This is a genomic window from Streptomyces sp. NPDC042336 (genome assembly GCF_055581985.1).
In genome coordinates this window covers 88595-110705 of sequence record NZ_JBVJEA010000015.1, presented here as the reverse complement: position 1 = coordinate 110705, position 22111 = coordinate 88595, and the positions used below count along the sequence as shown (strand labels likewise).

The 22111-nt window shown below is 72.5% G+C and carries 19 protein-coding genes; 9 read left to right on the top strand and 10 right to left on the bottom strand.

The annotated features are described in order from the left end of the window. Positions 1-21: 21 nt before the first annotated feature. Positions 22-1599 carry a cytochrome P450 gene (locus ACZ6IM_RS28450; protein WP_052842625.1) on the top strand — a complete coding sequence of 526 codons (1578 nt, stop codon included), beginning with the start codon at positions 22-24 and terminating at the stop codon, positions 1597-1599. Here the strand turns inward: ACZ6IM_RS28450 and ACZ6IM_RS28445 are convergent. From ACZ6IM_RS28445 to ACZ6IM_RS28400, 10 genes are all read right to left on the bottom strand, one after another. Next, positions 1561-2409, bottom strand: coding sequence for a pentapeptide repeat-containing protein (locus ACZ6IM_RS28445; protein WP_469560246.1), 849 nt, complete (start codon positions 2407-2409; stop codon positions 1561-1563). The genes ACZ6IM_RS28450 and ACZ6IM_RS28445 overlap by 39 nt on opposite strands. 57 nt (positions 2410-2466) lie before the next feature. Then, the gene (locus ACZ6IM_RS28440) at positions 2467-3396 is read right to left on the bottom strand and encodes a sigma-70 family RNA polymerase sigma factor (protein WP_052842624.1); all 930 of its coding nucleotides are present in this window, start codon (positions 3394-3396) and stop codon (positions 2467-2469) included. Between the two features lie 22 nt (positions 3397-3418). After that, positions 3419-4162 (bottom strand): PIG-L deacetylase family protein, encoded by a 744-nt coding sequence (locus ACZ6IM_RS28435; RefSeq protein WP_052842623.1) that lies wholly within the window; start codon positions 4160-4162, stop codon positions 3419-3421. Positions 4163-4219: 57 nt separating this feature from the next. Then, positions 4220-5521: an alpha/beta fold hydrolase gene (locus tag ACZ6IM_RS28430; RefSeq protein ID WP_052842622.1), complete on the bottom strand. Its 1302-nt coding sequence runs from the start codon at positions 5519-5521 to the stop codon at positions 4220-4222. A 115-nt stretch (positions 5522-5636) separates the two neighbouring features. After that, entirely contained in the window at positions 5637-6662 is a 1026-nt protein-coding gene (locus ACZ6IM_RS28425; protein ID WP_052842621.1) for a LacI family DNA-binding transcriptional regulator, read from the bottom strand. A gap of 90 nt (positions 6663-6752) precedes the next feature. Continuing rightward, positions 6753-7073, bottom strand: a complete 321-nt coding sequence (locus ACZ6IM_RS28420) for an L-rhamnose mutarotase (RefSeq protein ID WP_052842620.1) — start codon at positions 7071-7073, stop codon at positions 6753-6755. 43 nt (positions 7074-7116) lie between these two features. Next, positions 7117-8199 carry a rhamnose ABC transporter substrate-binding protein gene (gene rhaS / locus ACZ6IM_RS28415; protein ID WP_052842619.1) on the bottom strand — a complete coding sequence of 361 codons (1083 nt, stop codon included), beginning with the start codon at positions 8197-8199 and terminating at the stop codon, positions 7117-7119. Between the two features lie 39 nt (positions 8200-8238). Next, positions 8239-9252 carry an ABC transporter permease gene (locus ACZ6IM_RS28410; RefSeq protein WP_052842618.1) on the bottom strand — a complete coding sequence of 338 codons (1014 nt, stop codon included), beginning with the start codon at positions 9250-9252 and terminating at the stop codon, positions 8239-8241. Further along, positions 9245-10285 carry an ABC transporter permease gene (locus tag ACZ6IM_RS28405; RefSeq protein WP_052842617.1) on the bottom strand — a complete coding sequence of 347 codons (1041 nt, stop codon included), beginning with the start codon at positions 10283-10285 and terminating at the stop codon, positions 9245-9247. The genes ACZ6IM_RS28410 and ACZ6IM_RS28405 overlap by 8 nt, the downstream gene beginning before the upstream one ends. Next, on the bottom strand, positions 10282-11799 hold the full coding sequence (locus ACZ6IM_RS28400) for a sugar ABC transporter ATP-binding protein (protein WP_052842616.1): 1518 nt from the start codon (positions 11797-11799) through the stop codon (positions 10282-10284). The genes ACZ6IM_RS28405 and ACZ6IM_RS28400 overlap by 4 nt, the downstream gene beginning before the upstream one ends. 277 nt (positions 11800-12076) lie before the next feature. Here ACZ6IM_RS28400 and rhaI point away from each other — a divergent pair, with 277 nt between their 5' ends. The 8 genes from rhaI (at position 12077) to ACZ6IM_RS28360 (ending at position 22027) form a co-directional block, all read left to right on the top strand. Next, the gene (gene rhaI / locus ACZ6IM_RS28395) at positions 12077-13237 is read left to right on the top strand and encodes an L-rhamnose isomerase (protein ID WP_052842615.1); all 1161 of its coding nucleotides are present in this window, start codon (positions 12077-12079) and stop codon (positions 13235-13237) included. A gap of 121 nt (positions 13238-13358) precedes the next feature. Beyond that, on the top strand, positions 13359-15398 hold the full coding sequence (locus ACZ6IM_RS28390) for a bifunctional aldolase/short-chain dehydrogenase (protein WP_469560237.1): 2040 nt from the start codon (positions 13359-13361) through the stop codon (positions 15396-15398). Further along, entirely contained in the window at positions 15395-16849 is a 1455-nt protein-coding gene (locus tag ACZ6IM_RS28385; protein ID WP_469560234.1) for a rhamnulokinase, read from the top strand. The genes ACZ6IM_RS28390 and ACZ6IM_RS28385 overlap by 4 nt, the downstream gene beginning before the upstream one ends. A 77-nt stretch (positions 16850-16926) precedes the next feature. Beyond that, complete coding sequence (locus ACZ6IM_RS28380) at positions 16927-17682, top strand: (Fe-S)-binding protein (RefSeq protein ID WP_469560231.1); 756 nt, start codon at positions 16927-16929, stop codon at positions 17680-17682. Next, entirely contained in the window at positions 17679-19157 is a 1479-nt protein-coding gene (locus ACZ6IM_RS28375) for a LutB/LldF family L-lactate oxidation iron-sulfur protein (protein ID WP_469560228.1), read from the top strand. Before ACZ6IM_RS28380 ends, ACZ6IM_RS28375 begins: the two co-directional genes overlap by 4 nt. Beyond that, complete coding sequence (locus tag ACZ6IM_RS28370; protein ID WP_469560225.1) at positions 19154-19801, top strand: LutC/YkgG family protein; 648 nt, start codon at positions 19154-19156, stop codon at positions 19799-19801. The genes ACZ6IM_RS28375 and ACZ6IM_RS28370 overlap by 4 nt, the downstream gene beginning before the upstream one ends. 126 nt (positions 19802-19927) lie before the next feature. Then, positions 19928-20713, top strand: a complete 786-nt coding sequence (locus ACZ6IM_RS28365; protein ID WP_052842609.1) for an ABC transporter ATP-binding protein — start codon at positions 19928-19930, stop codon at positions 20711-20713. Positions 20714-20716: 3 nt separating this feature from the next. Continuing rightward, positions 20717-22027, top strand: coding sequence for an FtsX-like permease family protein (locus ACZ6IM_RS28360; RefSeq protein WP_469560222.1), 1311 nt, complete (start codon positions 20717-20719; stop codon positions 22025-22027). Positions 22028-22111 lie beyond the last annotated feature (84 nt).

The window sequence follows — 22111 nt, the reverse complement described above, 5'->3', positions numbered from 1 at the left end:
TGCGTCAAGGGAGATCGCGTCATGGCCCAGACAGCGAGGGAACCGGCCCGGGACGGACTGCCGAAGGGCTTCCGCAGCGCCGAGCTGGGCTGGCCCGAACTGCACCGCATCCCGCACCCCCCGTACCGGCTGCCCCTGCTCGGTGACGTGGTGGGCGCGAGCCGGCGCACGCCGATGCAGGACTCGTTGCGGTACGCGCGGCGGCTCGGGCCGATATTCCGGCGGCGGGCCTTCGGCAAGGAGTTCGTGTTCGTGTGGGGCGCCTCCCTCGCCGCCGACCTGGCGGACGAGACGCGGTTCGCCAAGCACGTGGGCCTGGGCGTGGCCAACCTGCGCCCGGTGGCCGGGGACGGGCTGTTCACGGCGTACAACCACGAGCCCAACTGGCAGCTCGCGCACGACGTGCTGGCGCCCGGGTTCAGCCGCGAGGCCATGGCCGGGTACCACGTGATGATGCTGGACGTGGCCGCGCGGCTCACCGACCACTGGGACCTGGCCCAGGCGTCGGGCCGGGCGGTGGACGTGCCCGGCGACATGACCAAGCTGACGCTGGAGACCATCGCGCGCACCGGTTTCGGGCACGACTTCGGCTCCTTCGAACGCCCCCGCCTCCACCCCTTCGTCACGGCGATGGTCGGCACGCTCGGATACGCGCAGCGCCTCAACACCGTGCCCGCTCCGCTCGCCCCCTGGCTGCTGCGCGACGCGAGCCGCCGCAACGCCGCCGACATCGCGTACCTCAACCGCACGGTCGACGACCTCGTCCGGGCACGCCGGGCGGCCGGTGGTTCCGGCGGCGGGGGCGACGGGGGCGACCTGCTCGACCGGATGCTGGAGACGGCCCACCCGGAGACCGGTGAGCGGCTGTCGCCGGAGAACGTGCGCCGACAGGTCATCACCTTCCTCGTCGCCGGGCACGAGACCACCTCGGGCGCGCTCTCCTTCGCCCTGCACTACCTCGCCCAGCACCCCGACGTCGCGGCCCGGGCCCGCGCCGAGGTGGACCGGGTGTGGGGCGACACCGAGACGCCCGGTTACGAGCAGGTGGCCAGGCTGCGCCAGGTGCGCCGGGTACTGGACGAGTCGCTGCGGCTGTGGCCGACCGCCCCCGGTTTCGCGCGGGAGGCCCGCGAGGACACGGTGCTCGGCGGCACCCACCCGATGCGGCGCGGGGCCTGGGCTCTGGTGCTCACGGGCATGCTGCACCGCGACCCGGAGGTGTGGGGTCCGCACGCCGAGCGGTTCGACCCGGACCGCTTCGAGGCGAAGGCGGTGCGGTCGCGCGCCCCGCACACCTTCAAACCGTTCGGGACGGGGGCGCGGGCGTGCATCGGGCGGCAGTTCGCGCTGCACGAGGCCACACTGGTCCTCGGACTGCTGCTGCGCCGCTACGAGCTGCGGCCGGACCCCGGCTACCGGCTGCGGGTGACCGAGCGGCTGACGCTCATGCCGGAGGGGCTGCGCCTGCACCTCGACCGGCGGACCGCGTCGACGCCCGCACCCGCTTCCCGCACGGACGTCCCCGGGGAAGCGGGCGAGGAAGGCGCCGGGAACGCCGGCTCAGCGTCCCGCTGTCCAGTGCACCGGGCGGGTGACTGAGTCCGGCAGCCTGGTGCCGGGACCGCCCTTGGCCGCGTTGACCTGCGGCTGGGTCAGGAAGAAGGCGCCCGTGAGGTCCGCTTCGGACAGGTCGGCGTCGCGCAGGTCCGCGCCGATCAGATCGGCGCCGCGCAGGTCGGCCCCGGTGAGGTCGGCGGCGATGAGGCAGGCCCCGCGCAGATCGGCCCCGGCGAGGTCGGCGCCTTTCAGGCGGGCGCCCAGCAGGTCGGCGTTGCGGCGGTTCTTCTTCCGGCCGCGGGTGCCGGCCCGGACCAGTTCGCTGGTGCGCAGCAGGAGCACGTTGACCCGCTGCCGGTGCGCGGCCACGTCGAGGACGGCCAGCTCTTCCGGGGTCCCCCCGGCGAGGCGTTCGGTGTCGGCGAGGGCGCCGCTCAGGTCGGCGTGGACCGGGCGGGCGGCGGGCAGGGTGAGGGCCTCGGTGAGGTACCGGAGCAGTTCGTGCAGTTGGCGGACGACCGGGAACACGTCGAACATGCGCCGGGTCCGCTCCGGCGGGCCGGTGCGCCAGTCCCGGCCGCCGAAGGTGACCTGCGAGACCCGCTGTCCGGCGCCGAAGCAGTCGTAGACCGTGCAGCCGGCGAAGCCGCGCTCCCGCAGCGTCGCGTGGATGCCGCAGCGATGGTCGGTGCGCAGGTTCGCGCAGGGGGTGCCGGCGTCCTTGTCGACCGCGAAGTCGGCCGAGCGGGCGAACGGCAGGGCCACGCAGCACAGGCCGAAGCAGCTCCCGCAGTCGCCGCGCAGTTCCGCACCGGCCTCTGTGCCCGGCCGGTCCGCCGTGTGTTCTCGCATGTCGTCGAGGATACTGGCCGCCGGCACCCGGGCCGCAGGACGGCCCGGCGCGACCGGTCAGGTCTCCAGCGCGGACAGGTCCAGCCGGGCCAGCCGCTCCGGGTCGGACAGGATGTACAGGCCCGTGATGAGACCGTCGGCGACGGTGACGTAGGTGACCGACCGCGCGTGCCCCTCCGACACGGCGACGGTGCCCACCGCGCCGTTGACCAGGACGACGCGGGCGAGTCCGGCGAGGTGGCGGAAGTGGAACGCGCCGGTGGCGACCGTGCGCGCGCCCCGCACCACCTTGGAGGCGGCCACGCCGCGGGCCAGGGCACCGGCGTCGGCCCGCAGCACCACGTCCGGGTGGAGCACGGACACCAGCGCCTCGAAGTCACCGGCGCGGCTCGCGGCCAGGAACGCCTCGACCGCCCGGCGCTGTGCGCCGAGGTCCGGTTCGGCGGCGGGGGTCGCGTCGCGCACCCGGCGCCGGGCCCGGCTGGCGAGCTGTCTGGTGGCGGCCGGGGTGCGCTCGACGACCGGCGCGATGTCGTCGAAGGGCACGGCGAACATGTCGTGCAGGACGAACGCCAGCCGCTCGGCCGGTTCCAGGGTCTCCAGCACCACCAGCAGGGCGATGCCCACCGAGTCGGTGTGCAGGGCCTCCGCCTCGGGGTCGGCCTGGGGCAGGGCCCGCAGCACGGGGTCCGGCACGAAGGAGTCGAAGCCCTCGGTCATCGGCTCCTCGCGGCGCGCGGTGCGCGAACGCAGCAGGTCCAGGCAGATCCGGCCGGTCACGGTGGTCAGCCAGGCGCCGAGGTTGTCCACGCCGTCCCCGCCGGAGCGGCTGAGCCGCAGCCAGGCTTCCTGCACGGCGTCCTCCGCCTCGGCCTGTGAGCCGAGCATGCGGTAGGCCACCGCCTTCAGCTGTCCGCGGTGCTCCTCGAACCGCTCCGCGAGACGCTGCTGTCCCCGCGCGTCCTTCACGTCCTGCTCCCCTCGCACGCCCCGCTCCCCCGTCACGCCGCTACCGTCCGAAGACTTCGAAGGTCACCGCCGGCTTCCCGCCGAACCGCTCCCCGGCGGCCCGGGCGAAGCCGGTGAGGAACCCACGCGCGTACGTCTCCGGGTCCTCCTCGGTCAACACCTCGATGTACGTGCGGTGTTCGAGCAGCGAGCGCACCGCGCGCTCCAGACCCGGTGTGGCGTCCACGGCGTGGGTGGGCGAGGAGGATCCGGCGACCGCGACCCAGCGCACGCCGTTCCAGGGTTCGAGGCCCTGCTCGGTCAGCTCCGGGAAGATCCACCGGTTGCCGGCGTCGGCCGCCGCGTCGAGCGTGGCACGGCCGACGGCGACGTGGTCCGGGGTGTTCCAGGCGACACCGCCCCAGGTGTCCCGGTGGTTGAGGGTGATGACCAGTTCGGGCCGGTGACGGCGGATCGCGGCGGCGATGTCGCGGCGCAGCGCGGTGCCGTACTCGATGACGCCGTCCCGGTGGTCCAGGAACTCCACCTCGCTCACCCCGACGACGGCGGCGCTGGCCCGCTGCTCCCGTTCACGCAAGGGGGCGCACTCGTCGGGCGGCAGCGTGTCGATGCCCGCCTCGCCCCTGGTCGCGAGGACGTAGGCGACCTCGCGACCCTCGTCGGTCCAGGCCGCGATCGCCGCCGAGCAGCCGTACTCCAGGTCGTCCGGGTGCGCGACCACGGCGAGGGCGCGGTGCCAGTCGCCGGGCATGGGCTCCAGTTGCGTGATCGTCGGCTCTGTCATGCCCGCACACTAACCCGCGCCGCCGGCGTCCCGCCCGGAAGGGGAACGCGTCGCCGTTCAGGCCTCGTCGCGGGCGAGCGCGAGCAGCCGGTCCAGGACGCGGGGGCCGCCGGCCCGTACGCCGTCGTGCTCGAACTCGTCGGTGACCCAGGTGCGCAGGCCGCGGATCGCGCGGGCGGTGGTCAGCGCGTGGGCGGTGTCGACGTACATGTCGTCGTGGTAGACGGCAGCGGCGGCCGGCACCTCGTTGACGGCGAGGCGGGCCGGATCGTACAGCGGGGTCCAGTCGGTGCGGGCCGCGAGCAGGTCGGCGGTCTCGCGCAGCGGGCGCAGTGCCGGGTCGCAGTCGAACATCCAGGGGTGGACGGACTCGCCGGTGAAGAGCAGCGGTTCGTCGCCCGCGAGCGCCTTGGCGGCGTCGAAGCGCGGGAACTCGGCGCGGACCCGCTCGGCGGACCAGTCGGTGGGCCGGGCGTCCTGGCCGTAGATGGCCTCGTGGACCAGGGCGTACAGCGGGTGGCCCGCGTACGACAGCAGGCCCTGTGCCTCCTCCTGGAAGGCGTCGGAGAGTTCGTGCCCGTTCGGGGTGCGGACGAAGGCGTCCTCCAGCAGGAAGTGCAGGCGGTGGCTGCCCTCACTGCCGCCGAGCATGATGCCGAGGGACTGGAACGCCTCCACGGTGAGGCGGTAGCCGTTCGGGAGGACCACGTCGTGGGTCAGGAGGTGGTCGGCGATGCGGCGGGCGCGCTCGACGTCCTGCGGGTAGCGGGCGTAGTGCGCGGCGACCTTGCGCTCGATGCGGGGGTAGGCGGCCCGGTAGACGTCGTCCGCGTGGGCGTCCAGGGAGGGCAGACCGCCGGTGATGAGGGCCGCGCTCAGTCCCTGGGGGGCCAGCGACAGGTAGGCGACGGTGCAGAAGCCGCCGAAGCTCTGGCCGAGGACGGTCCAGGGTGCGCCGCCGGTGACCTGGGGGCGGATGGCCTCGCAGTCGCGGACGATGGCGTCGGCGCGGAAGTGGGTGAGGTAGTCGGCCTGCTCGGCGGGGCCGCCGCGCAGCGGGAGCGTCTGGCGGTTGGCCGGGGTGGAGGCACCGGTGCCGCGCTGGTCCAGGAGCAGGACCCGGTACTCCTTCAGGGCGCGGCCGAGCCAGGCGGGACGGCCGATGAAACGGTTCGCCCCGAAGCCGGGTCCGCCCTGGAGGTAGACCAGCCAGGGCAGGTCCTTGTCGGCCTTGTCGCTCGCGACGGCCTCGCGGGCGTACAGCTCGATCGTCTCCCCGGTGGGGTCGGCGTGGTCGAGGGGCACGGTGAAACGGCGGTCGGTGAGGACGACGCCTGGCTGGCGGTAGCTGACGCTCAAGGGGTCTCCCGGGGCGGACGGATCTGGCGGCCGATTCTTTCGGCCGTGTCCCAGTTCAGCACACCGTCCTGCGGCCGCCGACCCCCGGGATCATGGAATCGTGCTGACCGGCCGGTCAGCGGGCGGCGAGGCTGGAGCGCCGTACCACCAGCTCCGGCTGGAGGACGACCCGCCGGTGCGGGTGGGTCCGGTCCGTGCCCTCCAGCTCGGTCTCCTCCAGGAGCAGCTCGGCGGCCATGGCGCCCATGGTGACGGCGGGCTGGCGCACCGAGGTGAGCGGGACGGCCGCGGCGGCGGCGAACTCGATGTCGTCGTAGCCCACGATCGCGAGGTCGTCGGGGACGCCGATCCCGGCGGCGTACATGGCCTGGAGGACGCCGAGGGCGAGCAGGTCGTTGGCGCAGAAGACGGCGGTCGGCCGATCCGCGAGCCCCAGGAGGCGGGCGCCGGCGTCGCGGCCCGCGGCGACGTCGAGGCGCTCGGTGGGCAGTTCGCGCAGCGCGTCGGGGCCGAGCCCGGCCTCGGCGAGCGCGGCGAGGGCGCCGGTGCGGCGGTCGCGCACCTGGTTGAGGCCGGGCGGGCCGCTGACGTAGGCGATGGAGCGGTGTCCGGCGTCCACGAGGTGGCGTACGGCCAGCGCGCCGCCCGCGACGTCGTCGACGGACACCGAGCACTCGGTGGTGCCCTCGGCGACCCGGTCGACCAGCACGAAGGGGATGTTGTGGCGCCGGAAGCCCTCGATGTTGCGGCCGGTGGCGTCGGCGGGGGTGAGCAGGACGCCCCGGACCCGCTGCTCGGCGAAGAGCGAGAGGTACTCGGCCTCCTCCCCCGGGTTCTGCGCGCTGTTGCAGACCATCACGCCGAGTCCGGCGTCGCGGGCGGCGCGCTCGGCGCCGCGGGCGACGTCGACGAAGAACGGGTTGCCCATGTCCAGGACGAGCAGCCCCATGATGCGGCTGCGGCCCGCGCGCAGCTGGCGCGCGGACTCGCTGCGGACGTAGCCCAGCCGGTCGATCGCGGACAGCACCCGCGCGCGGGTCTCGGTCGCGACGGTGTCGGGGCGGTTGATGACGTTGGAGACCGTGCCCACGGAAACTCCGGCGGCGCGGGCGACGTCCTTGATACCCACGGAATGGGCCATCGGGCAGGGACCTCCGAGGTCGGGGTGGGTGTGGGAGGGGCGGCCGCGGGACCTTCACACAGTACCCGGACCGCCCCGGTGCGACCCCCGTCAGGCGAGGTGGAACACCTCGGTGAGGGGCTTCATCGCCTCGTCGGGGCGGGCCCCGTCGAGGGACTCGAACAGCGGGCCCATCTCGGCCTGCCAGCGGGCGTTGACCTCGGTGGCCTCCATGCCGGCCCGGGCGGCGGCGAAGTCCTCGGTCTCCAGGTAGCCGACGAGCAGGCCGTCGTCACGCAGGAAGAGCGAGTAGTTGTGCCAGCCGGTGGCGGAGAGCGCCTCGCACATCTCCGGCCACACGGCGGCGTGGCGTTCGCGGTACTCCGCGATGCGGTCCGGACGGACCTTGAGCAGGAAACAGACGCGCTGCATGGACTGCCGCTCCGTACAGGGGGTGGTGACTCAGGGGTGGTGACTAGAAGTTGAACTGGTCGACGTTGTCGGCGGTGAACACGGTCGGCTTGCCGAGGTTGATCACACCGTCCTTGCCGATGGTGTACTCGCCCATGGCGCCCGCCTTGAAGGTCTCGCCCTCCTTGCCGGTGATCTGCCCGGAGGACAGGGCGACGGCGGTGCGCGCGGCCAGCTCGCCGAGCTTGGCCGGGTCCCACAGCTCGAACGCCTCGACGGTGCCGTTCTTGACGTACTTGCGCATGTCGTTGGGGGTGCCGAGGCCGGTCAGCTTGACCTTGCCCTTGTACTTGGAGCCGGACAGGTACTGGGCGGCGGCCTTGATGCCGACGGTGGTCGGGGAGATGATCCCCTTCAGGTTCGGGTGCTCCTGGAGCAGGCCCTGGGTCTGCTGGAAGGACTTCTGGGCGTCGTCGTCGCCGTAGGCGACCTTGACCAGCTTGATGTCCTTGTACTTCGGGTCCTTCAGCTCGTCCTTCATGATCTCGATCCAGGCGTTCTGGTTCGTCGCGGTCTGCGCGGCGGACAGGATCGCGATCTCGCCCTTGTTGCCGATCTGCTCGGCCAGCTGCTGCACCTGGGTGCGGCCGATGTCGTCGGCGGACGCCTGGGAGATGAAGGCGTTGCGGCACTCGGGGTTGGTGTCCGAGTCGTAGGTGACGACCTTGATGTCGTTCTTCATCGCCTGCTTGAGCGCGGTGCACAGGGCGCCCGGGTCCTGCGCGGAGACGGCGATGGCGTCGACCTGCTGCTGGGTGAGCGTGTTGACGTAGGAGACCTGGCCGGCCGTGTCGGTGCCGCTGGAAGTGCCGACCTCCTTGTAGCTGGAGCCCAGCTCCTTGACGGCCTTCTCACCGCCCTTGTCCGCGACGGTGAAGTAGGGGTTGTTGACCTGCTTGGGCAGGAAGCCGACGGTCAGTCCCTTCTTCGTCTCCGCGTTCGGGTCGGCCTTGCCCGCCGCGGCGGCCTTGCCGCCCTCGTCCTTGACGTCCTCCTTCGTGGTGCCGCCGCAGGCGGTGGCGGCCAGGGCGAGGGAGGTGACGGCGGCGAGGGCCGCGCAGGTACGGCGGATGGACGACTTGCGCATGGTGGGTTCCTTACGAGGGTGGACGGAGCCGGTGACGGGTTACGGGGTGGGGACGGGCGCCTTGGACGGGGGCGTCGGTGCCGCCCTGCGTCCGGCCCTCGCGAGGGAGAGCTGCCGGGCGAGGCGGGGGCCGAGCACGGACAGGACGAGCAGGACGCCGGTGACGACGATCTGCGACTGTGCGGAGACGTCCTGCAGGCTCATCACGTTCTGCAGCGCGCCGAGCAGGAACACGCCCGCGATCGCCCCGCCGAGCGTGCCCTTGCCGCCGTCGAAGTCGATGCCGCCCAGGAGTACGGCGGCGACGACGGACAGTTCGAGGCCGGTGGCGTTGTCGTAGCGGGCGCTGGCGTAGTGCAGGGCCCAGAAGACGCCGGTGAGGGACGACATCAGGCCGGTCAGCGTGAACAGGATCAGCTTCTGCCGCTTGACCCGGATGCCGGCGAAGCGGGCGGCCTCCTCACTGGCGCCGATGGCGAACAGCGACCGGCCGAACGGCGTGGCGTGCAGGGCGACCACGGCGATGGCCAGCAGCACCAGGAAGGGCAGGAAGGCGTACGGCAGGAAGGTGCCGTCGACGCGTCCGGCCGCGAAGTCCAGGTACTGCGAGGGGAAGTCGGTCACCGCGTCGGAGCCGAGCACGATCTGCGCGATGCCCCGGTAGGCGGCCATGGTGCCGATGGTGACGGCGAGGGAGGGCAGTCCGAGCCGGGTGACCAGCAGGCCGTTGATCAGCCCGCAGACCACGCCGAGCAGCAGGCAGACCGGGATGATCGCCTCGATGGTCATGCCCTGGTTCCACAGGGCGCCCATGAGCGCGCCGGACAGGCCCGCGGTGGAGGCGACCGACAGGTCGATCTCGCCGGAGACGACCAGCAGCGTCATCGGCAGGGCGATGAGGGCGATCGGCAGGGTGTTGCCGATCAGGAAGGACAGGTTGAGGGCGTTGCCGAAGCCGTCGACGAAGCCGAAGGAGAGCAGCAGGACGACCACGAGGAGGGCGCCCACCACGGTGTCCCAGCGGACGGCGCGCGTCAGGGAGGTGTCAGCCATGGCGGGCGTTCCTCTTCTTCAGGGCGTTGGCCACGCGCAGCGCGACGATCCGGTCGACGGCGATGGCGAGGATGAGCAGGATGCCGTTGATGGCCAGCACCCACACGGAGCTGACGCCGAGGGCGGGGAGCACGCTGTTGATCGAGGTCAGCAGCAGCGCGCCGAGGGCGGCGCCGTAGACGCTGCCGGAGCCGCCGGTGAAGACGACGCCGCCGACCACCACCGCGCTGACGACGGTCAGTTCGTAGCCGTTGCCGGTGCCGGAGTCGACGTTGCCGAACCGGGCCAGGTAGAGCGCGCCGGCGAGTCCGGCGAGGGCGCCGCAGAAGGTGTAGGCGGCCAGGATCCGCTTGCGGACCGGGATGCCGGCCAGCCGGGCGGCCTCGGGGTTGGAGCCGAGCGCGTACAGCTCGCGCCCGCTGCCGAAGTGCTTGAGGTAGTACGCCGTGGCGAGGAGCACCGCCAGGGCGATCATGGCCAGCCAGGGCACGGCCGAGAGGCCGCCGGAGCCGAAGTCGACGAAGCCGCCGGGCAGGTCGGCCGCGGTGATCTGGCGGGAGCCGACCCAGATGGAGTCGATGCCGCGGATGATGTAGAGGGTGCCGAGGGTGACGACCAGGGCGGGCACCTGGCCGAGGCTGACCAGAAGGCCGTTGAGGAGGCCGAAACCGATGCCCAGCAGCACCGCGAGCAGCACGGCCACGACGGGGTTGCCGCCGCCCTGGAGGTAGGTGCCGGCGGCGAAGGCGCTGATGCCGAGGGTGGAGCCGACGGACAGGTCGACGTTGCGGGTGATGACGACCAGGGACTGTCCGGTGGCGACCAGGACCAGGATGGTCGCGTTCAGCAGCAGGTCCTTGATGCCCTGCTCGGACAGGAACTCGCTGTTGCCGGCCTGGGTGATGGCGATCATCACCAGGAAGACCAGCAGGATGGCCAGTTCGCGCATCTTGAAGACGCGGTCCACCAGCCGGGTGGCGCCCGCCTTGGGTACGTCGGCCGCGGAGGCCTTCTCGGGTGCGGTGACCGTCATGCGGCGGCCCTCCCCGTGGCTGCGGCCATCACGGTCTCCTCGGTGGCGTCGGTGCGGGGTATCTCGGCGGTCAGTCGGCCCTCGTGCATCACCAGGACGCGGTCGGCCATGCCGAGGACCTCGGGCAGGTCGGAGGAGATCATCAGGACGGCCACGCCGTCGGCGGCGAGTTGGCTCAGCAGCCGGTGCACCTCGGCCTTGGTGCCGACGTCGATGCCGCGGGTGGGTTCGTCGACGATCAGCACCTTGGGGCCGGTGGCCAGCCACTTGGCGAGGACGACCTTCTGCTGGTTGCCGCCGGACAGGGTGGCGACGGTGTCGGCGATGCGGGCGTACTTGACCTGGAGCTTGACCGCCCAGTCGAGGGAGCGGCTGCGCTCGGCGCCCCGGTCCATGAGCCCGGCCCTCACGGTCGTCCGCAGCCCGGTGAGGCCGATGTTGCGCTCGATGGACATGTCCATCACGAGGCCCTGGGCGCGGCGGTCCTCCGGGACGAGCGCGAGGCCGGCGGCCATCGCGGTGGAGGGGGCGCCGTTGACGAGCGGCTTCCCGTCGACCTCGACCTCCCCGGCGTCCCAGCGGTCGACGCCGAAGACGGCGCGGGCGACCTCGGTGCGTCCGGCGCCGACCAGTCCGGCCAGCGCGACGATCTCACCGCGCCGCACCTCGAAGGAGACGTCGGTGAAGACTCCCTCGCGGGTCAGCCTGCGTACCCTCAGGGCGGTCTCGCCGGGCGTGACCTCCTGCTTGGGGTACAGCTCGTCGAGGTCGCGCCCGACCATGCGGCGCACCAGGTCGTCCTCGGTCATGCCCTCAAGGGGCTCGCTGGCGATCCAGGCGCCGTCGCGCAGGGTGGTGACCCGGCGGCAGATGCGGAAGATCTCCTCCAGGCGGTGGGAGATGAACAGCACCGCGGCGCCCTGTTCGCGCAGGGTGCGCACCACGCCGAAGAGCCGGGCCACCTCGCTGCCGGTGAGGGCCGCGGTCGGCTCGTCCATGATCAGGACGCGGGCGTCGAAGGAGAGCGCCTTGGCGATCTCGACGATCTGCTGGTCCGCGATGGACAGGCCGCGTGCGGGCCGGTCGGGGTCGAGCTCGACACCGAGGCGCCGCATCAGCCGTGCGGTGGCGTCGTGGGTCGCCTTGTGGTCGATGCGGCCGAGGGCGCGCCGCGGCTGGCGGCCCATGAAGATGTTCTCGGCGATCGACAGGTCGGGGAAGAGGGTGGGCTCCTGGTAGATCACGGCGATGCCGGCGTCGCGGGCGTCGCCGGGGCCGTGGAAGACGACCGGTGCGCCGTCGAGCAGCACCTGGCCGGCGTCCGGCCGGTGCACTCCGGCCAGTGTCTTGATGAGGGTCGACTTTCCGGCGCCGTTCTCTCCGGCGAGGGCGTGCACCTCGCCGGGGAACAGCTCCAGGGAGACGTCCCGCAGCGCACGGACCGCGCCGAAGGACTTGGAGACGTCCCTGAGCGCCAGAACCGGGGCCGTACCCGTGTCGGACGGGTGGGTCATTGGGGGCTCCTCGACGACGCCGGCGGGACGGCCCTCACGGCGTCGTGAAAGGTTTCAACTAGGTTGCCGGGGACGTTAGGCAGCGAGGCCATGTCACGTCAATGGTTCCGGGTCGAAAAACTTCCGATCTCCGAAGGTCACGGCCGAGTCACAACGAGCGGGACCGGCCGGAAGGGTTGACACCCCTTCGGGAGGCTCATAACTTCGCGTTCTGAATCGTTTCACAGACCGGTCGGGCTCACAGCGGGCCACGACCCGATGCCACAGGAGCCCCGAAGTGACCGAGCTCGCCGCGGTGAAGGCCGCGCTCAGGACCCAGGCCGTCGAGACGCCGTCGTGGGCGTACGGCAACTCGGGCACCCGCTTCAAGGTGTTCGCCCAGGCCGGTGTCCCGCGCGACCCGTTCGAGAAACTGGACGACGCGGCGAAGGTGCACGAGTTCACCGGCGTGGCCCCGACCGTGGCCCTGCACATCCCGTGGGACCGGGTCGAGGACTACGCCGCGCTGGCGGCGCACGCCGAGAAGCGGGGGGTGCGGATCGGCGCGATCAATTCCAACACCTTCCAGGACGACGACTACAAGCTGGGCAGCGTCTGCCACCCGGACGCGGCGGTGCGCAGGAAGGCCGTCGACCACCTGCTGGAGTGCGTCGACATCATGGACGCCACCGGGTCGCACGACCTGAAGCTGTGGTTCGCCGACGGCACCAACTACCCCGGCCAGGACGACATCCGCTCCCGGCAGGACCGGCTGGCCGAGGGCCTGGCCGAGGTGTACGAGCGGCTCGGCGAGGGGCAGCGGATGCTGCTGGAGTACAAGCTCTTCGAGCCGGCGTTCTACACGACGGACGTGCCGGACTGGGGCACGGCCTACGCGCACTGCCTGAAGCTGGGCGAGAAGGCGCAGGTCGTGGTCGACACGGGGCACCACGCGCCGGGCACGAACATCGAGTTCATCGTGGCGACGCTGCTGCGGGAGGGGAAGCTCGGCGGGTTCGACTTCAACTCCCGGTTCTACGCGGACGACGACCTGATGGTCGGGGCGGCCGACCCGTTCCAGCTGTTCCGCATCATGTACGAGGTGGTGCGCGGGGGCGGGTTCAACTCCGACGTGGCGTTCATGCTCGACCAGTGCCACAACATCGAGGCGAAGATCCCGGCCATCATCCGGTCGGTGATGAACGTGCAGGAGGCCACGGCGAAGGCGCTGCTGGTCGACGGTCCGGCGTTGGCCGCGGCGCAGGCCGCGGGGGACGTACTGGAGGCCAACGCCGTGCTGATGGACGCGTACAACACGGATGTGCGGCCGTTGCTTCGGGAGGTGCGGGAGGAGTCGGGGCTGGACCCCGAGCCCATGAAGGCGTACCGCTCCTGCGGGTGGGCGGAGAAGGTCGTCGCCGAGCGGGTGGGTGGGCAGCAGGCCGGGTGGGGCGCCTAGTCCGTAAGCGTCTGCCGGATTTCTGTTGTTCGCGGGCTGCGGGTCGTTCGTGGTTGATCGCGCAGTTCCCCGCGCCCCTTGCAGGGGCGCATCTCCGCCCGTCGATCGAAAAGGCACCGTCATGACATCTCACCCTGAGGCCTCCGCCCTCCTCGCCCGTTCCCGTCGGCTCGGCGCCGATCCGCGCAACACCAACTACGCCGGTGGCAACGCGTCCGCCAAGGGCACCGGAACCGATCCCGTCACGGGGGGTGATGTGGAGCTGATGTGGGTCAAGGGGTCCGGCGGGGACCTCGGCACGCTCACCGAGGCGGGACTCGCCGTGCTGCGGCTGGACCGGATGCGGGCGCTCAAGGACGTCTACCCGGGCGTCGAGCGCGAGGACGAGATGGTCGCCGCCTTCGACTACTGCCTGCACGGCAAGGGCGGTGCCGCGCCCTCGATCGACACGGCGATGCACGGGCTGGTCGGGGCCGCCCACGTGGACCATCTCCACCCGGACTCCGGGATCGCGCTGGCCTGTGCGGCGGACGGCGAGAAGCTGACCGCCGAGTGTTTCGGCGACACCGTGGTGTGGGTGCCGTGGCGGCGGCCCGGGTTCCAGCTCGGCCTGGACATCGCGGCCGTCAAGGAGGCCAACCCGCAGGCCGTCGGCTGCGTGCTCGGCGGACACGGCATCACCGCCTGGGGCGACACCTCCGAGGAGTGCGAGCGCAACTCGCTGCACATCATCCGCACCGCCGAGGCCTTCCTGGCCGAGCGCGGAAAGGCCGAGCCCTTCGGTCCGGTGATCGACGGTCACCAGGCGCTGCCCGAGGCCGAGCGGCGGGAGCGGGCGGCGGCGCTGGCCCCGTACGTCCGTGGGCTGGCCTCACGGGACCGGCCGCAGGTCGGGCACTTCACCGACGCGGACGTGGTGCTGGACTTCCTCTCCCGCGCCGAGCACCCGCGGCTCGCCGCCCTCGGCACCTCCTGCCCGGACCACTTCCTGCGCACCAAGGTCCGGCCGCTGGTCCTGGACGTGGCGCCGACCGCTCCGCTGGACGAGGCCGTCGCACGGCTCAAGGAGCTGCACGCGGCCTACCGCGAGGAGTACGCCGCCTACTACCGGCGGCACGCCGGGCCGGACTCCCCCGCCATGCGCGGCGCCGACCCCGCGATCGTGCTGGTGCCGGGCGTGGGCATGTTCAGCTTCGGCAAGGACAAGCAGACCGCCCGGGTGGCCGGCGAGTTCTACGTCAACGCGATCAACGTGATGCGCGGGGCCGAGGCGGTGTCGACGTACGCGCCGATCGAGGAGTCGGAGAAGTTCCGCATCGAGTACTGGGCGCTGGAGGAGGCCAAGCTCCAGCGGATGCCGAAGCCCAAGCCGCTGGCCACGCGCGTCGCGCTGGTGACCGGCGCCGGCAGCGGGATCGGGAAGGCCATCGCGCGGCGGCTGGTCGACGAGGGTGCCTGTGTGGTCGTGGCCGACCTGAACGCGGAGAACGCGGCGGCGGTCGCCGACGAGCTGGGCGGGGCCGACAAGGCCGTCGCCGTGGGCGTCGACGTCACGTCGGAGGAGCAGATCGCGGAAGCGTTCCGGGCCGCGGTGCTCGCGTTCGGCGGGGTCGACCTGGTGGTCAACAACGCGGGGACCTCCATCTCCAAGCCGCTGCTGGAGACCACGGCCAAGGACTGGGACCTCCAGCACGACATCATGGCCCGGGGCTCCTTCCTCGTCTCGCGCGAGGCGGCCCGGGTGATGACCGCGCAGGAACTGGGCGGCGACATCGTCTACATCGCGTCGAAGAACGCGGTGTTCGCCGGTCCCAACAACATCGCCTACTCCGCCACCAAGGCCGACCAGGCCCACCAGGTGCGCCTGCTCGCCGCCGAGCTGGGCGAGCACGGCATCCGGGTCAACGGCGTCAACCCCGACGGCGTGGTGCGGGGTTCGGGCATCTTCGCGGGCGGCTGGGGTGCCCAGCGCGCGGCGGTGTACGGGGTGCCGGAGGAGAAGCTGGGCGAGTTCTACGCGCAGCGGACGCTGCTCAAGCGCGAGGTGCTGCCCGAGCACGTCGCGAACGCCGTGTTCGCGCTGACCGGCGGCGACCTGACCCACACCACCGGACTGCACGTCCCGGTCGACGCCGGCGTCGCCGCCGCGTTCCTGCGATGAGCACCGCCGTGGACGTGGGGGCGTACGCCGCGGTCGACCTCGGCGCGTCCAGCGGGCGCGTCATGGTCGGCCGCGTGGGTCCCGACCGGCTGGAGCTGGCCGAGGCGCACCGCTTCCCCAACCGGCCGGTCCGTACGCCCGACGGGCTGCGCTGGGACGTCCTCGCGCTCTACGCCGGTGTGCTGGACGGTCTGCGGGCGGCGGGTCCGGTGGACTCGGTCGGCGTGGACAGCTGGGCCGTCGACCACGGCCTGCTGGACGCGGACGGGGCGCTGCTCGGCAACCCCGTGCACTACCGCGACGCCCGCACGGAGGGCGTCGCGGAGCAGGTGTGGGCGACGCTGCCGGCCGGGGAGCTGTACGCGGCGACGGGCTTGCAGTACGCGCCCTTCAACACCCTTTACCAGCTCGTCGCCGCCCGGGGTACGGCCCAGTTCGCGGCGGCGCGGCGGCTGTTGCTGATCCCCGACCTGCTGACCTACTGGCTGACCGGCGAGCAGGGCACGGAGCTGACCAACGCCTCCACCACCCAGCTGATCGACCCCCGCACCCGGGACTGGTCGCGGGAGGTGGCCGACCGGCTGGGGATCGATCTCGGTCTGTTCGCGCCGCTGCGCCGGCCCGGTGACGCGGCGGGGCTGCTGCGTCCCGAGGTGCTGGAGGAGACCGGGCTGGCGGGCCCCGTGCCGGTGACGGCGGTCGGTTCGCACGACACCGCCTCCGCGGTGGCCGCCGTACCCGCCTCGGGTGAGCGCTTCGCCTACATCTGCACCGGCACCTGGTCGCTGGCCGGTCTCGAACTGACCGCTCCCGTGCTGTCGGAGGAGAGCCGGGCCGCCAACTTCACCAACGAACTCGGCCTGGACGGCACCGTCCGCTATCTGCGCAACATCATGGGCCTGTGGCTGCTCCAGGAGTGCGTACGGGCCTGGGGCGACCCCGATCTGGGTGACCTGCTGCTCGCGGCGGCGCGGGTGCCGGCGCTGCGGTCGGTGGTGGACGCGGGTGACCCCGCGTTCCTGGCGCCGGGGCGGATGCCGGAGCGGATCGCCGAGGCGTGCCGCGTCTCGGGGCAGCCGGTGCCGCGGACGCCCGCCGAGGTGACCCGGTGCATCCTCGACTCGCTGGCGCTGGCCCACCGCGCGGCCGTCGAGGAGGCACAGCGGCTCGCCGGGCACCCGGTCGACGTCGTGCACGTGGTCGGCGGCGGCACCCGGAACGCGCTGCTGTGCCAGCTGACCGCCGACGCCTGCGGCCTGCCGGTGGTGGCGGGGCCGACGGAGGCCGCCGCGCTCGGCAACGTCCTGGTGCAGGCCCGCGCCCACGGCCTGGTCGGCGACCTCGCCGGGATGCGCCGGCTGCTGGCGCGCACCCAGTCGCTGACCCGGTACGAACCGCGCGGCGGCACGGCCCGCTGGCGGGCGGCCGCGGCCCGACTCGCCGACCGGTAACCGGGGCTCCCGCGAGCCCGGTCGGCCGACTAATCTGCACTCATCATTCATCCGATGATCGAACACAAGGAGCCGCGATGCGTGTCGCACTGTTCCTGACCTGCGTCAACGACACGCTCTATCCGGACACCGGCCGTGCCGTGGTAAAGCTGCTCACCAGACTCGGCGTCGAGGTCGATTTCCCGATGGCCCAGACGTGTTGCGGGCAGGCGCACTACAACACCGGCTACCGGCACGAGGCCGAACCGCTGGCCCGGCACTTCGCCGGCGTCTTCACGGACTACGACGCGATCGTGACGCCCTCGGGCTCGTGCGGCGCGATGGTGCGGGAGCTGTATCCGCGGATGGGTGAGCGGGCCCGGGCGGAGGGGCGCGGGGACACGCTCGCGGCCACACTGGCACCGGTGGTGCCGAAGACGTACGAGCTGACGGAGTTCCTCGTGGACGTGCTGGGAGTGACGGACGTGGGGGCCTACTACCCGCACACGGTGACGTACCACCCGACCTGCCACGGGCTGCGGAGCCTGGGCCTGGGCGACCGGCCGCGGCGGCTGCTGGAGGCGGTGAAGGGGCTGGAGCTGGTGGAGCTGCCGGGCGCCGAGGAGTGCTGCGGGTTCGGCGGCACCTTCGCCGTGAAGAACTCCGACGTGTCGGCGGCGATGGGCGCGGACAAGGTGCGCAACGCGGAGTCGACCGGCGCGGACGTGCTGTGCGCGGCCGACAACTCCTGCCTGATGCACATCGGCGGGACGATGACGCGGCTGCGCACGGGCATGCGTCCGGTGCACATCGCGGAGATCCTGGCGAGCACCGAGGAGGTGGCGGCCGGATGAGCGGGACCTTCGTGGGGATGCCGGCGTTTCCCGAGGCGGCGCGGGAGGCGGTGGGCAACACGACGCTGCGCGGCAATCTGCGCCACGCCACCCACACCATCCGCGAGAAGCGGGCCCGCGCGGTCGCCGAACTGGACGACTGGGCGGCGCTGCGCGAGGCCGGGAAGCAGATCAAGGACCACACGCTGCGCCACCTCGACCGGTACCTGGTGCAGGTGGAGGAGGCGGTCACGGCCGCGGGCGGCACCGTGCACTGGGCCGCCGACGCGGACGAGGCGAACGAGATCGTCACCCGGCTGGTCCGGGAGACCGGCGAGTCGGAGGTCGTCAAGGTCAAGTCGATGGCGACGCAGGAGATCGGTCTGAACGAGGCCTTGGAGGCGGCGGGCATCCACGCCTACGAGACCGATCTCGCCGAGCTGATCGTGCAGTTGGGCAAGGACCGGCCCTCGCACATCCTGGTGCCGGCCATCCACCGCAACCGGGGCGAGATCCGCGACATCTTCCGCTCCGAGATGGGCGAGTGGGGCCGTCCGGCGCCCGAGGGCCTGACGGACACCCCCGCCGAACTCGCGGAAGCGGCCCGGCTGCACCTGCGGGAGAAGTTCCTGCGGGCCAAGGTCGGCATCTCCGGCGCCAACTTCGTGGTGGCCGAGACCGGCACGCTGGTGGTCGTGGAGTCCGAAGGCAACGGGCGGATGTGCCTGACCCTGCCCGAGACGCTGATCTCGGTCGTCGGCATCGAGAAGGTCGTGCCGAGGTGGCAGGACCTGGAGGTGTTCCTGCAGACCCTCCCCCGCTCCTCGACGGCCGAGCGGATGAACCCGTACACGTCGATGTGGACCGGCACCACCGACGAGGACGGCCCCAGCACCTTCCACCTGGTCCTGCTGGACAACGGCCGTACCGACACCCTCGCCGACGAGGTCGGCCGCCAGGCGCTGCGCTGCATCCGCTGCTCGGCCTGCCTGAACGTGTGCCCGGTCTACGAGCGGGCGGGCGGCCATGCCTACGGCTCGGTGTACCCGGGCCCGATCGGCGCGATCCTCAGCCCGCAACTGCGCGGCACCGGGAGCGAGATCGACGCCTCCCTGCCGTACGCGTCCTCGCTGTGCGGTGCCTGCTACGAGGTGTGCCCGGTCGCCATCGACATCCCCGAGGTGCTGGTGCACCTGCGGGAGCGGGTGGTGCAGGGCGGACCGGCCGTCCGGGGCGGCAACCGGGTCGTCCTGAAGCCCGCCAAGGGGCACGCCGCCGAGCGGGCGGCGATGCGGGCTGCGCAGTGGACGTTCACACACCCCGGCGCGCTGCGGACCGGGCAGCGGCTGGCCTCGCGCACCCGCCGGCTGCATCCGCGCACGCTGCCCGGTCCCGGCCGGGCGTGGAGCGGCAGCCGGGACCTGCCGGCGGTGCCCGCGGAGCCGTTCCGGGACTGGTGGCAGCGCACGCACGGCGGGAAGGGCGGATCGAAGTGAGCAGCAGGGAACGCGTACTGGGCCGGGTACGGCGGGCGCTGGCGGACGTGCCGGACGACGCGAGGCCCTACGAGGAGGCCGTCGCCAGGAACTATCTGCGCGAGCACGGGCGGCGGTCCGTCGCGCAGACGGTGGACCTGCTCGCCGAGAACCTGGCGGACTACCGGGCGGTCGTGCACCGCGCTGACGAGGAGGAACTGGCGCTGCTCATCATGCGGTTGCTCGCCCAGCGCGGTCCCCGGTACGTACTGGTGCCGCCGGGCCTGCCGCCCGCGTGGATGTCGGCCGCCGATCCGACGCGCGTGCACGACCGTGCGGTGAGCACGCCGCACGAGCTGGACCGGGTGGAGAGCGTCGTGACCGGCTGCGCCGTCGCCGTCGCCGAGACCGGCACCCTCGTCCTGGACGGCTCCCCCGACCAGGGCCGCCGCCGCATCACCCTGGTCCCCGACCACCACATCTGCGTCGTACGGGTGCCCGACCAGGTCGTGTCGTCGGTTCCCGAGGCCCTCGAACGCCTCGACCCGAGGCGGCCGTTGACATGGATCTCCGGTCCCTCCGCGACCAGCGACATCGAGCTGGACCGCGTCGAGGGGGTGCACGGCCCGCGCACCCTGGAGGTGGTGCTGCTGAGCGGCTCGTAGCGCTGCCGGGGTGTCGCTGACTACACCCCCCGATACGGGTCCTGCACCCAGTGTGGTCCGGCCCCACTCTCCGTAGCGTCTTCCACGAGGCACCGCACAGGGCGTGCCACACGGAAGGTGATCACGATGTTTCGCTCCGGCGCACGAGGCAATCACGACCCGGGCCCCGCCTCCGAGGCCCTCCGGCTGGTCAAGGTGACCCGGACGTACGGCTCGGCGGAGAACGCCGTGACCGCCCTGGACGGGGTGACGCTGAGCCTGGGGCGCGGCACGTTCACCGCGGTGATGGGGCCGTCCGGCTCGGGCAAGTCCACGCTGCTGCAGTGCGCGGCGGGCCTCGACCGGCCGGACGGCGGCATCGTGTGCGTGGACGGCAAGGAGCTGACGGGTGGCGGCGAGGCGGAGCTGACGAGGTTCCGGCGCGGCCGGGTCGGGTTCGTCTTCCAGCAGTACAACCTGCTGGAGACGCTGACCGTCGCGCAGAACACGGTGCTGCCGCTCAAGCTGGCCGGGCGTCGCGTCGACCGCAGGCGGGCGCGGGAGGTCCTGACGTCGGTCGGTCTCGGGGACCGGCTCGGTCACCGTCCCGACCAGCTCTCCGGCGGTCAGCGGCAGCGGGTGGCGATCGCGCGGGCGCTGGTCACCGAACCGCGGGTGATCTTCGCGGACGAGCCGACGGGCGCGCTGGACACGCGCAGCGCCCGGCAGGTGCTGCTGCTGCTCCAGGAGGCGGTGCGGGTGCACGGGCGGACCGTGGTGATGGTGACGCACGACCCGGTCGCCGCCTCGTACGCCGACTCGGTGGTCTTCCTCGCCGACGGCCGGCTGGCGGGGCGGATGGACGCGCCGACGCCGGACGCGGTCGCGGAGCGCCTCGCGCACCTGGGCGACGACGTGCCGGCGGGGGTGTGAGCGATGTTCGTACTGGCTCTCCGGTCGATCCGGCGCCGTCCCGGACGGTTCCTGGCGACGCTGCTGTCCGCCTTCCTGGGGGCGGCCATCATCATGACGTTCAACTCGATGCACGACACGGCCGGGCAGGGCGGTGTCGACCCGGTCAGCTCGGAGACGCTGGGCACGGCGGCGGGGGTCGTCGGCGGGTACGGGACCCTGCTGGTGTTCTTCGCGGTGGCCTCGACGCTGACGGTCAACGTGCGTCAGCGCACCGCCGAGCTGGAGCTGCTGCGCTGCTCGGGGGCGACCCCGGCGCAGCTCAAGCGGATGGTCGTGGGTGAGGCGGTGGCCGTGGCCCTGGTGGGCGCGGTGCTGGCGATCGGCCCGGCGATGCTCGGCGGGCGGGCGCTGCTGGACGTGTTCAAGGACAGCGGCCAGGTGGCCCGGTCCGTGGACTACTCCTTCGGCCCGGTCGCACTGCTGACCGGCATGGACATCACCCTGCTCGCGTCCGCCGGCGCCGCGTTCCTGGCGGTACGGCGTCTGACGCGGGGCAGCCGGGGGCGGGCCGGGACGAAACGCTTCCTGGCGTACGCCGCGCTGGGCACGGGGGCCGTCAGCGCCTGCTCGACCTTCTTCTTCTCCGCGACGGACGAGGCGCTGATGGCGGCACCCGCCTACGGGGCGATCCTGCTGTCGGTCGGTTTCGCGCTGCTGTCGCCGCGGCTGCTGAAGGGCGTGCTCGACCGGCTGCCGCTGAGCGGCGCGAGCGGCTGGCTGGCCGTGCGCAACCTGCGTGAGCGGGCGAGTCATCTGGCCGGGATCCTGGTCTCGCTGATCCTGTTCACCGCGGTGTCCACGGCGACGCTGACGATGCAGTCGGTGGAGAGCGACGCGGTGCGGGCGTCGGGGCTGGTCAAGTCGGTCGACGCCAAGAACCTGGAGACGCTGAACCTCACGGTGGTCGGCATCATCGCGGTGTTCGTCTGCGTGATGCTGGTCAACTCGCTGTACGCGGCGACGACGTACCGCTCGCGGGAGTTCGGCCAGCAGCGCCTGGCCGGGGCGACGCCGGGGCAGGTGCTGGGCGTGGTGGCCGCCGAGGGCGTGATCCTCACGGTCACGGGGGTGTTCTTCGGCACGGTGGCCGCGCTGGCCGGTGTGGTGCCGTTCACGGTGGTCCGCACCGACGCGGTGCTGCCGGACCAGTTCCTCGGGGTGTGGCTCACGATGGTGTCGGTGTCGGCGGCTGTGACGCTGGGGACGAGCCTGGGCACGGCCCGGCGGGTGCTGCGCACCCCGGCGGTGGGCGCGGTGACGCTGGCCGCGTGAGCGGCGGGGAGGGGGGCGGCCGCCGGGGGGGGGGCCCCCCCCACCCCGCGGGAGTTCTGGACTCCGGGGAGGAGGGCGTTGGGT

Excerpts from the sequence above, each read along its gene's own strand:
- ACZ6IM_RS28450 (WP_052842625.1), top strand. The coding sequence starts at position 22 with ATGGCCCAGACAGCGAGGGAACCGGCCCGGGACGGACTGCCGAAGGGC.
- ACZ6IM_RS28445 (WP_469560246.1), bottom strand. The coding sequence starts at position 2,409 with ATGCGAGAACACACGGCGGACCGGCCGGGCACAGAGGCCGGTGCGGAA.
- ACZ6IM_RS28435 (WP_052842623.1), bottom strand. The coding sequence starts at position 4,162 with ATGACAGAGCCGACGATCACGCAACTGGAGCCCATGCCCGGCGACTGG.
- ACZ6IM_RS28425 (WP_052842621.1), bottom strand. The coding sequence starts at position 6,662 with ATGGCCCATTCCGTGGGTATCAAGGACGTCGCCCGCGCCGCCGGAGTT.
- ACZ6IM_RS28420 (WP_052842620.1), bottom strand. The coding sequence starts at position 7,073 with ATGCAGCGCGTCTGTTTCCTGCTCAAGGTCCGTCCGGACCGCATCGCG.
- rhaS (WP_052842619.1), bottom strand. The coding sequence starts at position 8,199 with ATGCGCAAGTCGTCCATCCGCCGTACCTGCGCGGCCCTCGCCGCCGTC.
- ACZ6IM_RS28410 (WP_052842618.1), bottom strand. The coding sequence starts at position 9,252 with ATGGCTGACACCTCCCTGACGCGCGCCGTCCGCTGGGACACCGTGGTG.
- ACZ6IM_RS28405 (WP_052842617.1), bottom strand. The coding sequence starts at position 10,285 with ATGACGGTCACCGCACCCGAGAAGGCCTCCGCGGCCGACGTACCCAAG.
- ACZ6IM_RS28400 (WP_052842616.1), bottom strand. The coding sequence starts at position 11,799 with ATGACCCACCCGTCCGACACGGGTACGGCCCCGGTTCTGGCGCTCAGG.
- ACZ6IM_RS28390 (WP_469560237.1), top strand. The coding sequence starts at position 13,359 with ATGACATCTCACCCTGAGGCCTCCGCCCTCCTCGCCCGTTCCCGTCGG.
- ACZ6IM_RS28385 (WP_469560234.1), top strand. The coding sequence starts at position 15,395 with ATGAGCACCGCCGTGGACGTGGGGGCGTACGCCGCGGTCGACCTCGGC.
- ACZ6IM_RS28380 (WP_469560231.1), top strand. The coding sequence starts at position 16,927 with ATGCGTGTCGCACTGTTCCTGACCTGCGTCAACGACACGCTCTATCCG.
- ACZ6IM_RS28375 (WP_469560228.1), top strand. The coding sequence starts at position 17,679 with ATGAGCGGGACCTTCGTGGGGATGCCGGCGTTTCCCGAGGCGGCGCGG.
- ACZ6IM_RS28365 (WP_052842609.1), top strand. The coding sequence starts at position 19,928 with ATGTTTCGCTCCGGCGCACGAGGCAATCACGACCCGGGCCCCGCCTCC.
- ACZ6IM_RS28360 (WP_469560222.1), top strand. The coding sequence starts at position 20,717 with ATGTTCGTACTGGCTCTCCGGTCGATCCGGCGCCGTCCCGGACGGTTC.